Annotated in this window: 11 protein-coding genes; all 11 read right to left on the bottom strand. The window is 50.8% G+C overall.

What is annotated here, in order from left to right:
• Positions 1-5: 5 nt before the first annotated feature.
• On the bottom strand, positions 6-1,214 hold the full coding sequence (eboE, locus tag JHJ32_RS09075; RefSeq protein WP_200120774.1) for a metabolite traffic protein EboE: 1,209 nt from the start codon (positions 1,212-1,214) through the stop codon (positions 6-8).
• A 4-nt stretch (positions 1,215-1,218) separates the two neighbouring features.
• Positions 1,219-2,382: a 3-dehydroquinate synthase gene (locus JHJ32_RS09070; protein WP_200120773.1), complete on the bottom strand. Its 1,164-nt coding sequence runs from the start codon at positions 2,380-2,382 to the stop codon at positions 1,219-1,221.
• A 96-nt stretch (positions 2,383-2,478) separates the two neighbouring features.
• Positions 2,479-3,372: a UbiA-like protein EboC gene (eboC, locus tag JHJ32_RS09065; RefSeq protein WP_200120772.1), complete on the bottom strand. Its 894-nt coding sequence runs from the start codon at positions 3,370-3,372 to the stop codon at positions 2,479-2,481.
• 8 nt (positions 3,373-3,380) lie between these two features.
• Positions 3,381-4,361: a TatD family hydrolase gene (locus JHJ32_RS09060; RefSeq protein WP_200120771.1), complete on the bottom strand. Its 981-nt coding sequence runs from the start codon at positions 4,359-4,361 to the stop codon at positions 3,381-3,383.
• Positions 4,362-4,366: 5 nt separating this feature from the next.
• On the bottom strand, positions 4,367-5,275 hold the full coding sequence (locus JHJ32_RS09055) for an EboA domain-containing protein (protein ID WP_200120770.1): 909 nt from the start codon (positions 5,273-5,275) through the stop codon (positions 4,367-4,369).
• An 18-nt stretch (positions 5,276-5,293) separates the two neighbouring features.
• Positions 5,294-6,079 carry a DUF1080 domain-containing protein gene (locus tag JHJ32_RS09050; protein WP_200120769.1) on the bottom strand — a complete coding sequence of 262 codons (786 nt, stop codon included), beginning with the start codon at positions 6,077-6,079 and terminating at the stop codon, positions 5,294-5,296.
• A 27-nt stretch (positions 6,080-6,106) separates the two neighbouring features.
• Entirely contained in the window at positions 6,107-7,267 is a 1,161-nt protein-coding gene (locus JHJ32_RS09045; protein ID WP_079715252.1) for a Gfo/Idh/MocA family protein, read from the bottom strand.
• Between the two features lie 28 nt (positions 7,268-7,295).
• Positions 7,296-8,330 carry a sugar phosphate isomerase/epimerase gene (locus JHJ32_RS09040; protein WP_200120768.1) on the bottom strand — a complete coding sequence of 345 codons (1,035 nt, stop codon included), beginning with the start codon at positions 8,328-8,330 and terminating at the stop codon, positions 7,296-7,298.
• A gap of 149 nt (positions 8,331-8,479) precedes the next feature.
• Positions 8,480-9,985, bottom strand: coding sequence for a RagB/SusD family nutrient uptake outer membrane protein (locus JHJ32_RS09035; protein ID WP_200120767.1), 1,506 nt, complete (start codon positions 9,983-9,985; stop codon positions 8,480-8,482).
• 33 nt (positions 9,986-10,018) lie between these two features.
• The gene (locus JHJ32_RS09030; RefSeq protein ID WP_200120766.1) at positions 10,019-13,165 is read right to left on the bottom strand and encodes a TonB-dependent receptor; all 3,147 of its coding nucleotides are present in this window, start codon (positions 13,163-13,165) and stop codon (positions 10,019-10,021) included.
• A 256-nt stretch (positions 13,166-13,421) separates the two neighbouring features.
• The gene (locus tag JHJ32_RS09025; protein ID WP_079715248.1) at positions 13,422-14,687 is read right to left on the bottom strand and encodes a sugar MFS transporter; all 1,266 of its coding nucleotides are present in this window, start codon (positions 14,685-14,687) and stop codon (positions 13,422-13,424) included.
• Positions 14,688-15,093: the final 406 nt, after the last annotated feature.

The raw sequence follows: 15,093 nt of genomic DNA, 5'->3' as shown, positions 1-15,093 counted from the left end.
GTCGTTTAAAATTCGTTGAGCACCCATAGTAGTTCCCGCGATATGGAGTCTGCGATGGGCAACTGCAAATCCCGGGGCAATACGCCCCAGGTATAGGTCTCCACTTCCAGGTGGGCTGTCAACCGTCGATCGCGTTGTAGCCTCAATACTTCAATGATGTCTGACTGGGTAGACTTGAGCATGCCAAGATCTTCCAAAAATACCGGGACATGAAAATGCGACCGCCATTCCACAGCGTCCCTGTCATAAAGGGCATCCTGTGCTTCGGGCAGGTCTTTAAATCGGCGCACATCGCCATTGCGGTGCTTCGCAAGTACCTGGTGCAAGTAGGTCGGTTCGTCAAAGGCCATGAACGCTTCACCGACTGCAAGACGACCAGCCTGATCAACAGGTAACTGCGCCTTAACGGCCGCACTGATTTGAAATTTGCCTATTTTTATTCCATGACGGTTAAGTTCTTCAATAACCGCTGGATGATGCTCATATCCCAGTGCAAAATGGCAGACATCATAGCAGAGCCGAACATGACGTTTTAATGCATCCTCGGCCTCGGCAGGCGTCATGCCCAGCCGGTCTGTCAGGCCGGCCACCCCCGCGGGGACCAGCTCCTGCGTAAACCAGTCGATAAATTCAGGGCCGGTCTCCAGCACACCATCAGGCTCGGGCTCGATATCGATATGCAATGTCTTACCAGAACTGCGTTGTAGGCCAATCAAGTAAGCAGCGACATCGATGAGCTGCTCCGTAGCTCGTTTCCGCATGCTGGTCCATTGGCTTGCCGAGCCGTTATACCAATGGCGATACCCCAATGGCGATGTCGAAATCCCGCCGTCCATCCCCTCCGGAACCAGCTGTACCAGTATATCAAACAACCGCAAGGTGTAATGCAAGCGCTCGGCGGTCGTCCAATCAGGTGTGTGCACATGTGCTTTCACCACATCGTCGTGAAAGGCGCCAAAAGGAAACCCATTCATCGTAAATACGTAAGCACCCTGCTCCGACAGCCAGTCTTTGAATGCTTGCAACCGTGCAGGATCTTGCAAATCCCGACTTGCGATATCCGACAACCGGAGACCGATTCCCAGCGGAGCGTCTCCCGATACCTGCGCTTTGATCATTGGAAATGTCGCCTTCAGGATGTCGAAATGGTCCTGCCAGCTTTCACCGCCATGGATATTGGTGCAATAGGTAAGGTGCCCGTATTTTGTCAGCATAACTTCACAGTTGAATTTCAAAATCATTTTGCAGCACGGCGGCCGCAGCTAGCACGTGGTCCGTATCCATATGATGGACCTCCACCCCGGTACCGATGCCCTGCAACAACATAATGGTGAGCCTTCCCCCAAGATGTTCGCGAAATTCTTCCAGCCCGATAAGCAACGGATGGTCTGATGCCGTTGTATGCAGCAACGTGTGGGAAATGGGCAACCCAAGGGCTTGCAGTAGGTGGATAACGCGCTGCGCATCCGCATAAGATAAATATCCCCTCAGGTGGGAGTACATGCTATCCAGTGCAATACCGATGGCTACTGCTTCGCCATGCATTACGTTGAAGCCCGAAAGCTGCTCCAGTTTATGCGCACTCCAATGGCCAAAGTCCAATGGCCGAGACGAGCCGAACTCAAACGGGTCTGCACCGGCGATATGCTGTAAATGCAATTCAGCGCATCGGTAGATCAGGTATGCCATCGCATCGGCATCGCGGTGATACAGCGCATCGGCATGTGCCGCAATCCACTCAAAAAAAACGGCATCCTTAATCAAGGCCACTTTGACCGCCTCGGATATCCCTGAACGCCACGCCCGGTCAGACAGGGTCTGTAAAAACGAAAAATCATTAAAGACGGCAAACGGTGGGCTGAACGTACCGATGAAGTTCTTTTTACCCAAGTAATTGATACCGTTTTTCACGCCTATCCCTGAGTCGTTTTGTGACAAAACGGTTGTCGGAACGCGGATATGCCGGATTCCTCGGTGTGCAATGGCAGACGCGTAACCTACCGCATCCAGGACGGCGCCGCCACCAATGCAAATGATATAAGAATGCCGGTCTATGCCGTACTGATCTACGGCGGCTATAATCTTGTCGACAACCGCATGGTCATTTTTTGCATACTCACCGCCATTTACGACAATGAGATCGTCAACCAGTAAAATCCCCGACAAAGCGGCAAAATAGGCACGGACCTGGGGCAAAAGTTCGGGATGGTGGGTTGCTACGCCGTCGTCAACAACCACCAGCGCTTTAGCCACGGTATCCGAAGCATGACTTGCAAAAAAACGTGCGAGTACCGGATTGCTCGCTGCAAATAAATCCTCCGTAAAATGAACCTGATATCGGTAGGTCACCGTAAACGATTGTTTAATTGATTCCTTAATCATATTTCGTGATCTAAACACTTCATTCGCGATCCTTCATCCCACCGCATTCGACATCGCACATGCAACGATAGGAATCACAGCTGATCAAAAAGCTTGTTAAGTAACCGAAAACATTTTTGACAACCAAATGGATATCGGAAAAAGTGACAAAACAAAGACGGCCAGCTCCCACAGGCCAGCGGCGGCTACCCATGCCGTATTCATAAAAATCAGCGCGAGTACGCCATATTTCACGGATTTTCGAATATCCGGCGGTGCCAGTGTACGGACCGCTTTGAGAAGTGGACTATAGATGATCGTGGCAAAAACCAATAAAACGATCATACTAAACCACGTCTCGCTTTTCAGGGCACCATGATAGGCGATAAGCCCAATCACAACACCATATAACAGGGCCGAAAAAAGCAACGGGCTTCGTTTGCCGCCATGCACTTCTCCCCGACTGATAGTGGTAACTGCTGCTATATAGATGACCGGTATTCCGGCCAATAGCCAAACCGCGGGCAGTGCCGCGGGGAATAAGCTAATTCCTAAAAGAAGGTTCAATCCCCTGCATAGTCCCATGGCCAACGGGCCGGCCACGGCATGGTGCTTCGCCCATTTGTCATACAGCAAGCACATCAACACAATGGAAATGGCGATAAACAAGGAGGTGCCGCCCAAGAAACTTGCCGTCAAGGCACCCAATGCAAACAGGGCTGCACCTAGCCAGACGGCATGCCTTACCGGCACTCTTCCGCTGGGGATAGGACGCTCCGGCCGTTCTACGGCATCTAACCGGGCATCAAACACGTCGTTGAATACCACCCCGCCGCCATACAGCCCCATTGTGGATAGCGCCATCAATACCCAGTAAATCAGGGGGCGATCGCCGGGGCTATCGGCAACGTGCAGCGTTGCGATGGCGGCTCCCGCCATGACGTCAGATATGGCCGTGACAATATTCGCCGGCCGCATCAGCTGCATATACGCTTTCCACACGATACTCATCCGATTGCCTAGGAAATGATGATGGAATCAGCATCCCTGCGGGGCTGTTGCCCCCCTCTCAACACCGAATTGCCGGCAAATTTTTTACCTTGGTCGATGCTGGCCTTTTCATTCAGCATGGCCTCATCAAGCTGTCCGCTTTGAGAAAAAGCAGCCACCGCATTCTGATAACACACTTGTTCAATGGTCGCTTTAGGGAGTCCGCTTTTGACCATCAATGCGGCGGTTTTAGGTACTGCCAGCGGATCGCTGATGCCCCAATCTGCCGCGGAATTGACCAAGATACGTTCCGGCCCGTACTGTTTGACAATCTCGACCATGCGCTCATTCCCCATCTTGGTAAAGGGATATATCGTAAAGGCAGCCCAAAATCCTTTGTCCAAGACTTCCTTGACCGTTTCTTCGGTGTTGTGGTCAATAATGACCATTCCCGGATCCAATCCATGCTCCAGGGCAATGTCCATGCTACGGGAGGTTCCTTTGGTTTTATCACGGTGCGGCGTATGCACCTGTACGGGAAGGCCCGCTTCCTTGGCAAGTTCCAGCTGTAGCCGGTAATATTTTTCTTCCGCAGCGGTTTGGTCGTCAAAGCCAATTTCACCGACACCGACCACCCCTTCTTTATAAATAAAGAAGGGCAGCAGTTCCATCACTTCTTCTGCCAACGCCTCGTTATTGGCTTCTCGGGAATTTAATCCGATGGTGCAGAAGTGTTTTATCCCGAATTGCGACGCCCTAAACCGCTCCCAGCCGATTAAGCTGCTGTAGTAGTCCCTGAACGTATCTATTCCGGTACGGGGCTGCCCTACCCAGAAGGCTGGTTCGATGACGGCGACCACGCCAGCATCGGCCATGGCCTGGTAGTCATCTGTCGTCCTTGAAACCATGTGGATATGCGGGTCGAAAAATCGAAATCCCTTCACCAAATCCAATTCCAGCGCGACGCGCTGCCCCATCGATGCCCGATCGCGTTCGTTATAATTACACATAACCCTTAATTCGTTTGTTCCGGCCAGCCGACCCAGGGCGTGTCGGCCGTATCCAATAAATCTGTTAATTCGCTATTTCCTGTCATAAAGTCCGTTGCCGGACGGTAGCTGCTCATTTGGAAAGCATAAGCAATCGCTTTCCGCTCGTGCAGCTGCTGACTTTTCAGTATGATTTGTTCCATCAGCCGGTATGCTCTTTCATCCACAAATGGCGCTACCAATATCCACAGCATGGGATTGATGGTTCTTTTGGCGGCGTGAAGCTCATAGGCATAGTCTACCAATGCTTCCGCCAACCGTGCGTTGTTGCGCTGTTTCAGACCGATAATGTGCGGGATATCTTCGTCCGTAAAAAACGCCTTCAACACCAGTTGGTTCCATGCCCCTTCATCCAAAAACCGACTTGGATAGTCGTTGTTCACCATAACGGCTTGCCTCACGGGTGCCATATTACTTCTGATGCCTTCCGTGCAACGAAGTCGCCATGCCGCGGGATAGTCATATACAGGCAACGCTGCATAAAGCGCGGCCAGCTCTTCCACTTCGCCGTATTTGAACAGCCGTTCTATCAGCGATACGTAGGCCGTTTCGTCCAATGCCGGGATATTCATCAGTACCCACACCCTAATCAACCGCATCAAGGGCCAGTCCGTTACCACCAATGGCAGCCGCCCCGTGCGCTTATCGGCGTCCGCCAAGGTAATCCGCTCATCTTTACCGACCGACTTAAGGACCCTGGGAATAGTCGTAAAAATCTTTGCCAAGAAGTGTGGCTGCGGGTCGGCACGCAAACGGCCGACCTGGTCGAGCAAGGCTTGCCATTCCCCCTCAGCGACATGGGGCGCTATTTGATGAGCAACCCACTCCTGAAACACCATGCGTTCGGCGGAAAAGCCAGCGTTTACATCATTCATAAGGTTAAGAAACTCCTATTAAAGGTTCTTCAATCGTATATTCCTGAAAGCAATTTTCATTGGTGGGCCAACATGCACCTGAAATCCCATCAAGCCTTCAAATTTACGATTTTTCTCGTCATCGTCAACCACCTCACTCATTAATATCCCGTTGATGTAATGCTGCAAGCGGTTTCCTTTGGCCACAATGCGGAGCTCATTCCAGTCTTCATGTTTGATATGCGCTTTCAATGAATCGCGGTCGCCCAGGGAGCCTGTTTCGACTCCTGCGGTCCAAACATTCCCCTTGGCATAGTCGCCTATCTCGCCTTCCACCGGCGGGAGGTGCATTTGCTGCCCTGGGAAGGCCAGGATTGTTCGGCCGCGCTCCTCATAATTTTGCCCCGTGTAGGTATTAGCCGCGTCGATATCGGCTTGGTAGCCCCGCAAAGCAAAAGGAACGTCCGGCAATTCCTCACTGCGGTAATTAAAACCGCTGTTTCCCTGACCGGTCAGCCGATATTCGGCGATCAGCTCAAAGTCTGCCGGCCGGCCGCCTTCCCAGATGATAAATGAATTCCGTTCCAATTTCCTGTCCGGCGTAATTTCACCGACGATGGCGCCATCTTCTACCCGCCAAAGCGCAGAGTCGCCGCGCCATCCGGCCAAACTGACCCCGTCAAATAGCACTGCAAATTCGTCCTGATTACCCGGCTGTTCAGTCTGCTGTTTGCCGCCCGAAGTACAACTTGCCAACGCCAACGCACACAACACAAATCCTCCGGCGCTTATATAGCCCCGGAGGTAACTCCATGATTTTAACATCTTATGTCGATTATGATAAAACAAACGCTAGCCAATTTCCACCTCCGTCCCCTTCCAACTGCGTGACTTGGCAGACTCGATAACTGCCTCACAAACTTTTTGCGTTTCATACGCATTTTTGAAGTCGGGCTGGCAGGGCTCGCCCGTCTCCAGGCTTTTCAGGAAATCGGCAACCTGATGAACGAAACTATGTTCATAACCGATACCCAAACCGGGCACCCACCATTTTTCCATGTAAGGGTGGTCGCCATTCGTCACATGGATGGAGCTCCACCCTTTGACATCCGAATCGACCGCGTTATCGAAGTACTCCAGCCGGTTCAAATCGTGCAAATCCCAGCGAATCGAAGCATGCTCACCATTGATCTCGAAGGTATAAAGGGCTTTATGCCCCCGGGCATACCGGGTCGATTCGAATAAGCCCAGCGACCCGTTCGCAAAGCGACAATGGAAGATACAGGCATCGTCTATTCCCACCTCTTGCAATTTGCCCGTATCCAGATGGACGCGCTGCTTTACAAACGTTTCGGTAACGGCCGAAACTTCCGTAATTCCACCGTTCAACCACATCGCCGTATCGATGCAATGGGCAAGCAGATCGCCTGTCACCCCCGACCCGGCTACATCGACATCCATCCGCCATGCGGCATCTCCACCTTGCGGAAGGTCGGCATTGATCGTCCAGTCTTGCAGGAAGTTCGCGCGGTAATGGAAAATTTTACCGAGCTTGCCGGAGGCGACGATTTTTTTCGCCAGGGTCACGGCGGGCAGACGCCGGTAATTATACCAAACGGTATTGGGCACACCGGCTTTTGAGACGGCATCTACCATGCTCTTAGCTTCTTCCAGGTTTCTGGCCAATGGCTTTTCCGTAAGCACCATTTTTCCTGCCTCGGCAGCTGCCACAGCAATTTCGGCGTGCAGGTGATTGGGCGTACAAATATCAACAGCATCGATATCGTCACGCGCGATGAGCTGCCGCCAGTCCGTTTCATACGAAGCAACCCCCCATTGATTGGCAAAGGCTTTTACTTTTTCCTCCCGTCTTGAACATACCGCCTGTAAAACCGGTTGGTACTGCAATTCAGGGAAAAAGTTGGGCACCCGGTTGTAACCATTGGCATGCGTACGGCCCATGAAGCCGCAACCGATTAATCCTATTCTCAATTTTTTCTTGTTGTCGCTCATATTTCTTGTTTTTGTTGTTAATCAATCACTATGCTTGCCACCCATGTGCTTCGCGAACACTTATCAATGCTGCCAGAATATCGTTCCAGGTCTGTTGCTGATTCAACACGGCATTGGGAAACATACAACCATCCCAGCAGATATGGTTGAACGCCTTGGTTAGCCGCCCCTGCTCGTCGCGCAGCCAGTGGCCCGCATCCTTGGCGATGTCCAGCTTACCATTCGGATCATTAGGCAAGCAATGCCTTCCGGTCTTATCATGCGAGCCGGATCCGAAGACCGTCCCGTCATTTTGCGCCACATGGAAATCTATCGTCCATGGGCGCAATGCATGCGTAAGCTCCCGTAGCCCTTCGGTGAGTGCTTCCCGATCATCCCATTGAAAATTTTCAGGGAGTATACGGTCTTCAGGCCTATTATAGCCCAGTAGGTAGAGAAACGTATGGGACATATCTGCTTGAAAGCCAATGTTCGGCCGGTCTACCGCTTCCAATGTATCGATCATGGTTTTCCAGCTGTGCATTCCGCCCCAGCAGATCTCCCCTTCAGCAGCTAGCCGCTCCCCATAATCGGCGGCCACGTCACAGGCTTCGCGAAACGTTTCCGCGATAATCTTGGTGTTGCCTGCCGGATCGGCCGCCCAATCGGCAGGTGTACAGGAGGAGTCGATTCGGATTACCCCGTAAGGGCGTATACCCAATTCGTTTAGACGCTGGGCAAACTGACAGGCCTTGCGCACCATATCTACAAATACCGTCCGGCTCTCCTTACTCCCCATTGCCGAACCTGCCCAAATGGGGGCTACCAACGATCCGATCTTGAGATTATGCGCCGCCACCTTGTCTGCCAGCCGATTGGCCTCATCCCGTCCGCCGTTGATATCGACATGCGGATCGAGCAAGCCGATGTCTACGCCGTCGAATTTTATACCGTTGACTTCTGCTGCGGCCGTGTAAGCCAGCAGGTCGTCAAAGGGGATTACCGGTTCCGAATCCGGGCCCTTGCCAACAATTCCGGGCCAAGTGGCATTGTGTAGTTTGGGGAAATTATTCGTTGTACTCATATCGCTATTTTTTATTGTTACAATTATTGATTAATGATAACGCCTGCTTTGACAGCTTGCCTGTTTCCATATGATATTGATTGATTTATTATTGGGTTATGACTTCCAAATTTAAACAATTAATCCTTAAAACGTGGTAAATCACCCGACTAATAGCCACTGTTTTGCACCAAGTTGGTGTTGTTCCGCACCTCGCTGGTCGGTATCGGGAATAGCAGTTCCCGCTCTCTCAACACCGGCCCATACGTAAACCGATGCCCTACAAAATCTTCGAATTGCTTAGTCCTGACGTTGTACGCCTTGCGCAAACGCACCATGTCATACCACGTTTTGTTTTCGAAACACAATTCATACCACCGTTCTTTCCAAATGGCTTCCCGCAGATTCTCCTTTGACAAGTTCTCGAGATCGTCCAGTTCAGCCCGTGACCGAATGGCGTTGACCGCGTCGTATGCCGCAGCGGTAGGGCCGTTGACCTCGTTAGATGCCTCGGCAAACGTCAATAGTACATTTGCATAGCGTATCACGGACCAATTCAGGTCACTGTTTGCCGTGGTGGTCTGCGCTACCTCATCGAATAGCTTCCAGATGAAATATCCACCGAGATCGACCACTTGGTTTCGGTTGGATTCGTGGGTAAATTGGGTAAAGAAAAATTGCTTTTCCTGCGCCCGCAAATCACCCGGCTCATAGGATTCAGCGAAATCCGCCGTTGCATAGATGCCTCCGGTCTCATCGGCATACTGTGAAATGTTTTTGTTGTAGGGAATGATGGATACCTGCCAGTTGGGCACGATTATCTGCGTCTTGAACTGGATCATGAAAATATTCTCGATAATATTTTTCATGCTTGGATCATGCAGCGAGGCATAATCATCAAATAGCTCAAATGTTCCCGAGTTGATGACCTCTTCAGCCTTTTCGGCTGCGAGCCTGTAATAAGCTTCCCCCTTTTGCAATGGATAACCTGCCATCGTCAGGTACACCTCCGCGAGCAACGACTTCACTGCACCCAAGCTAACCCTTCCCGAAGGATCTCTCCAAGGCAACCCTGCTTCCTCCGCAACCGCCAGATCGGCTATAATCAAATTGTAGACAGCTTCGGGATCGGCTTGTAGCGGCCTTAGCTGCTCTGACTGCAATGAAATGGGTTCGGTGACCAAGGGAATGTGGCCAAACATACGGATCAGTTCGAAATAATACCAAGCCCGCAAAAAATGTGCTTCGCCCAACAGTCTGGTCGCCTCGTTGCTATCCATCGTGATTTCCGGAATTTTAGCAATGGAAAGGTTGGCATTCCCAATTCCTCGGTAGTAAGATGCCCAGATAGTTTGGCCATAACCGTTGTCAGATGTGTTATTCAAATCCTTGACGAAATAACTGTTGACGGCCTGCCCCAAATCCGTGGCCGCCAACCCGGTCGCAAATTCGGTCATCATCCAAGCCCCTCCGCCGAAACCGCTTGACAGCGGATCGCGCATACTCGCATAAATAGCATTTACCGAACTCCGGGCATGCTCCGGCTTGGTAAAATAATTCTCCACGGTAAAGTTGCTCGGATCCGACTCGTTCAAAAATTCGGAGCAGCTGCTCAATGCCAATGCGCCACCAGTGAAGGCCATTGTGATGTATTTTTTTATTGATATGGTTTTCATCGCTTCTTCGTTTTGATATTGCCTTTGTTATGGCTATAGTCCGATGTTCACGCCCAACATAAATACCCTTGGCCGTGGATAATCATACAGACCGTACCCTTGACCGAAAGCCGAGCTAGAATTGGAAACTTCAGGATCGTAACCACTGTACTTGGTGGCTACAAAAAAATTCTGTACCGATCCAAATAGCCGCATACGCTGCAGTTTCAGCCGCGACGCGAGTTGCGCCGGAAAAACATAAGCCAACAGCAGGTTCCGGCCCCTAATAAAAGAGGCATCCGACACCTTGTGGCTGTCGTCATTGGTGGTATAATAGGCGTTAATCGGCCGTATTTGCGCTATCGGAGTGTTTTGGTTCGTTTCGGTCCACGCATTCAATACCGTCTTGTAGCTGTTGGCAATACCTTGCCTGTCTTCAGCCGAATGGATGCTTCGGTCCAGCACATCATTGCCGTACATGAATTGCAGGTCGACCGTTAATGACCACGCCTTGTATTGGAAGGTGTTCAGCAAGGTTCCGAATCCGTCGGGAATACCCTTACCGATAATTGCACGGTCGTTGTCATTGATGATGCCATCGTTATTGAGGTCGAGATATTTGACATCTCCCGGCCGCATATTGTACCGTGCTGCCTCTTCGGCCTCATCGGTAGACCATGTGCCCAGGTGCACCCGTCCAAAAAACGACCCCACGGGTTGGCCGACCCGCACGATGGTGGCTGCGCCGGGAAAAATGTCGCTGCCACCGGACAGCGCCAGAACTTTGTTCTGATTAATGGAAATGTTGAATGTGGTATGCCAAGAGAAGTGGTCTGACCGTAGGTTGGTTGTATTCAGGCCAATCTCAATCCCCCTATTTTCCATGCTGCCAACATTGGTGTAGATGCTTCCATATCCGCTACTCAGGGGCAGCGGCGCATCCAGCAACATGTCGTTTACCTTCCGGCGATAAAGATCAACTTCAAGGTTTACCCGATTGGCGAAAAGCCCCAGCTCCAACCCGATGTCCACCTGATGGGTTTTTTCCCACTGAAGCGCCGGATTAGCCATCCGCCCGGTCCCAATCCCTATTTCACGGGCACCGCCAAAGATCACAGCATAATTGCTCATGCCAGCTAACGCCCGATAGGAAGGAATCTCGGAGTTGCCTGTAGCCCCATAGCTCGTACGGAGCTTCAGGTTTGAGATAGCAGGCATAGCCTGCATGAAATCTTCGTCACTGATCCGCCATGCCAACGCCGCCGATGGGAAAAACGCATATTGGTTTTGCTCCCCAAATTTCGACGAACCGTCGATGCGGCCGGTAAAGGTCACCAGGTATTTTCCGAGCAACGAATAGTTTAACCGTGTAAAATAAGAATTCAGTCCATAGGCCGACGCCCCAGAGCTCGGAGCCAGTGCAGTGGCACCCGCGCCCAGGTTGTTGAACTGGAAGTACGCATCCGAAAAGCCCTCGGCGTTCGCCTGGCTGCTGAAACTGTTGACGTGCTGCCATGAAAGGCCCAACATCGCATTCAACGAGTGGATACGGCCAACGTCTTTTTTATAAGTCAGGTAGTTTTCAAACTGCCACGAATTAAGCCGATTGTTACCTACATATGCATTGCCGTTGGTGGAGATGTATTGCAGCCCTGCCGCAGCAAAATAGTCGGTACGCTGATTGATGATATTGGTACCGAGTGTGGAGCGGAGTTCAAGATTTTCCGCCAACCGGATGTTGGCATACATATTTCCCAGCATGGTTTGGGTACGGAGGAAATACAACCGTTCGTCTGCGACGCGTATCGGGTTATCCCCTCCTTCCATGCCTGGATAATCGCGGTTGCTTGCCCATGAACCATCGGCATACCGAACCGGCACGATAGGCAACGCCTCCAGAATCTGCCGGACCATGGTGATGCCGCCGCCGTCCAACTGGTCTACCTGCTTTTCATCTTGGTCATTATAGCTCAGTGACCCGCCTACTTTCAGCCAATCCTTAATCTCCGTATCGAACACGAAGCGGCCGGCATACCGTTTTTGCCATGAGCCGTACACCACCCCGTTTTCATTGCGGTAGTTCAGGAATGCCCCATAAGTTCCCTTTTCATTGCCATTGGTGAAACCCAGCTGATGATTTTGTGTAAAGGCCTCCCGGAACGCTTCCTTCTGCCAGTTGATATCATACAATGGGTTTCCCTGCGCATCGAAAAGCAGCGGGTTGATCCGCTTAGTACGAGGGTCTGTATATTTGGTGCCCGTTGCCCAGCCGACGGGGTCATATTTTTGGGCGTTAGCATAGGCGATTTCTTCTACCTCCAGGAATTCCCTTGCGTTTAAAACGGGTAGCAGCTTGGGGGCCACGCCCAGTCCGAAGTCTGCATCATAGGTCAGTGCTCCTCCGCCGGATGTGCCCCGTTTGGTCGTTACCAAGATAACCCCGTTGGCACCCCGGGCGCCATAGATGGCCGTCGAAGACGCATCCTTCAGCACTTCGATGGAAGCGATATCATTGGGGTTGATATAGTCGATGGGTGTGCTGCCATTTTGCAGCCCGGATGTATTTAAAATCACACCATCAATCACATACAGGGGATTATTGGATACACTGATTGAGCTGGCCCCACGGATGCGGACATTGGTTCTCCCCCCAGGCCGCCCCGAATTGGACGATACGTTTACCCCCGTCACCCTTCCGGCCAAGCCCTGGTTCAAAGACGAGGCGGGCCGTTCTTGGAGAGCTTCCGCACGTACCGTGCCCACCGCTCCGGTCAGGTCGGATTTGCGCTGTGTACCGTAACCCACCACAACGACTTCATCGAGATCGGTTTGACTTTGTTCCATGACCACATTAAGCTGTGCTCCCGTGACGCGTATTTCCTGCGAGTCGTAACCAACGCCACTAAACACCAATAGCGCTCCTTCGCCATGTTCTAACGTTATCGTGTATTCGCCCTGATCATTGGTACTGGTACTGTTGCTGGTACCCTGCTCAAGAACGGTAACGCCGCTGATGGGCACCTGGCCAGCATCGGTCACCCGACCACGCACTGTTTGCTGATGCTCCGGTTCTGCCCATGCGGCGTGGACCACAGCCATCGTCAGTATTGCAAGCAAACACGAGGCGTTCACGCGCCAAGGCTGCCATCGCTTTTCGGCATGGCGGTGCCGGTTGATTGGATTGTCATTACACTTGTTCATAATTGGTTAATTTAATTGGTTAAGTTAAATCTAATTGGCTTTCAGCATATTATGAATATTTTTAGCGTTTAACAATAGGCATAGCAATTCCATTGAATCACGATAGTGCTAGTGCCCCCGGTGATTCTATTCGTTTTTAATAGTTATCGACGTCAGATTTATTTCTTGGCAGTCCACTGTTCATCAGGCACGCCACAGGGGGGCAGCTGTTTGCTACTTACCCTCGGCGATGCCTTTTGAATGAAATCGGGCGCCATTAATGTATTGGCGGCTGTGTTGCTGCAGTAATTGATGCAGCCTTGCCTTTCAAACTTTTTTGCCAGAAGAAGAAAATGATGAACAAAACAATCAAAATAGCGGGGAATGAAACCATTTTAGCCAAAGCATCCTGGCCGGTAGCAAGCTCCAGGGCCGAATCGGTTAGTCCAGCGGAGGCATTTTTTTCCCGGGCTCCGTCTATCCAGCTGCCGATAATGGGCTGGAAAATAGCCGTGGAAAACATGCCCACTCCTCCAATTACAGACATTCCCAACGCACCACTGAGCGGAACACGTTGAGCGGCCGAGCCCACCATCACCGGCCAGAAATAACAAACCCCCAAAGCAAATACCACCGCTGCGAAATAGGCCATTGGTCCGGTGACGACGCTGAATAAATAGATACCGAGGGTTGCGAATATCGCGCCGCCCAACAGTACGCCTGTCTGCCCTAATACACGGACAACGGGCCCCGCAAAAAAGCGCCCCACCGCCATCAAACCCGTTGTAAGGGCCAAGATAAGCATGCTGTCCGCTCCGCTATGGCTCATGACAATAGACACCCATTGCTGCGGGCCAAATTCGCTAATGGCTGTGAGCGCCATACAGCAAAACAAAAAAATGAAGGTAGGCGTACCCATTGCTTTAAAGTTCTGTGCGAGCGAGGTTGCACCTTCAACCTTGGGCCGAGGAAATGTTTTTCCATAGAACAATATGGCATAGATGATGGTAGGAATCATCAATATCCACATCTGTGTTTGCCATTGCTGAAGAACCCCACCAAAATCAGTCATAAATTTGGAAATGAGCGCTCCCAAAAGAATACCCCCAGGAAACCACATATGAAACCTGTTGAGCATTTTATTCATTTTGATGTGATTATCGGAGTACATGTCTGCAATCATCGGATTGCATGCGGCTTCGGTACAGCCGTTACCAAACCCGATAAACAAGGTGGAAATCAATAAACCGGCATATCCACCGGAATAGATGGTAAGCAAAATGCCTAAGGTATGCGCTACGAAAGCCACCCTCATGATGTTTGCAGCTCCAAAAGAGTGATACACCAGACCACCAATAATCATGGAGATGGGAAAGCCTAAAAACCACATCGAATTGATAAATCCAAGCTGTTCGGCACTTAAATTAAATTCTTGGCCAAGCTGCGGCAAAATCCCTGCGCGGATGGCAAATGTAAAAGCGGTAGTGATGAGTGCGAAGCATGACCCATTGAACAAAGCGGTCCTGTTAATGTTTTCGTTCATATTAAAAAGGTTTTAACTGGTCTAATAAATTAGCTATTTGTATCTATTGTTTTAATTTACCCCGCCAAAAAGCCGATTGATAAAACAATTTCGGATATCCAAACGCTGATTGTCCCTTCATGTCATTCGCAACATCATTCCCTGGAACGTACACAAAGATACCGTATCAGCTATGTAATGCTATCCTGTCCTATCCTGAACTTTCATGGCAGCCCAAAATAAGAAAAAATTCAGGGATTAAAAAAGGCCTTTTTTGAAAAGAAACGGCACTTACCACCATGGTGGAACCGCAGATCACCAAGGACAGATAAGGACAGACCATGACGGTTAATTGAAGAACAATAAGTAACATTGGCTCCAGTTTTTTATAACACCAATTATGTTATAACCTAATAACTGTCACAAC

The sequence above is a fragment of the Parapedobacter sp. ISTM3 genome (genome assembly GCF_016533505.1).
Lineage (GTDB): Bacteria > Bacteroidota > Bacteroidia > Sphingobacteriales > Sphingobacteriaceae > Parapedobacter > Parapedobacter luteus.
This window is presented reverse-complemented; position numbering and strand designations above follow the sequence as displayed.

Coding starts and splice junctions, on each gene's coding strand:
- eboE (WP_200120774.1), bottom strand. CDS start 1,214: ATGCTGACAAAATACGGGCACCTTACCTATTGCACCAATATCCATGGC.
- JHJ32_RS09070 (WP_200120773.1), bottom strand. CDS start 2,382: ATGATTAAGGAATCAATTAAACAATCGTTTACGGTGACCTACCGATAT.
- eboC (WP_200120772.1), bottom strand. CDS start 3,372: ATGAGTATCGTGTGGAAAGCGTATATGCAGCTGATGCGGCCGGCGAAT.
- JHJ32_RS09060 (WP_200120771.1), bottom strand. CDS start 4,361: ATGTGTAATTATAACGAACGCGATCGGGCATCGATGGGGCAGCGCGTC.
- JHJ32_RS09055 (WP_200120770.1), bottom strand. CDS start 5,275: ATGAATGATGTAAACGCTGGCTTTTCCGCCGAACGCATGGTGTTTCAG.
- JHJ32_RS09050 (WP_200120769.1), bottom strand. CDS start 6,079: ATGTTAAAATCATGGAGTTACCTCCGGGGCTATATAAGCGCCGGAGGA.
- JHJ32_RS09045 (WP_079715252.1), bottom strand. CDS start 7,267: ATGAGCGACAACAAGAAAAAATTGAGAATAGGATTAATCGGTTGCGGC.
- JHJ32_RS09040 (WP_200120768.1), bottom strand. CDS start 8,330: ATGAGTACAACGAATAATTTCCCCAAACTACACAATGCCACTTGGCCC.
- JHJ32_RS09035 (WP_200120767.1), bottom strand. CDS start 9,985: ATGAAAACCATATCAATAAAAAAATACATCACAATGGCCTTCACTGGT.
- JHJ32_RS09030 (WP_200120766.1), bottom strand. CDS start 13,165: ATGAACAAGTGTAATGACAATCCAATCAACCGGCACCGCCATGCCGAA.
- JHJ32_RS09025 (WP_079715248.1), bottom strand. CDS start 14,687: ATGAACGAAAACATTAACAGGACCGCTTTGTTCAATGGGTCATGCTTC.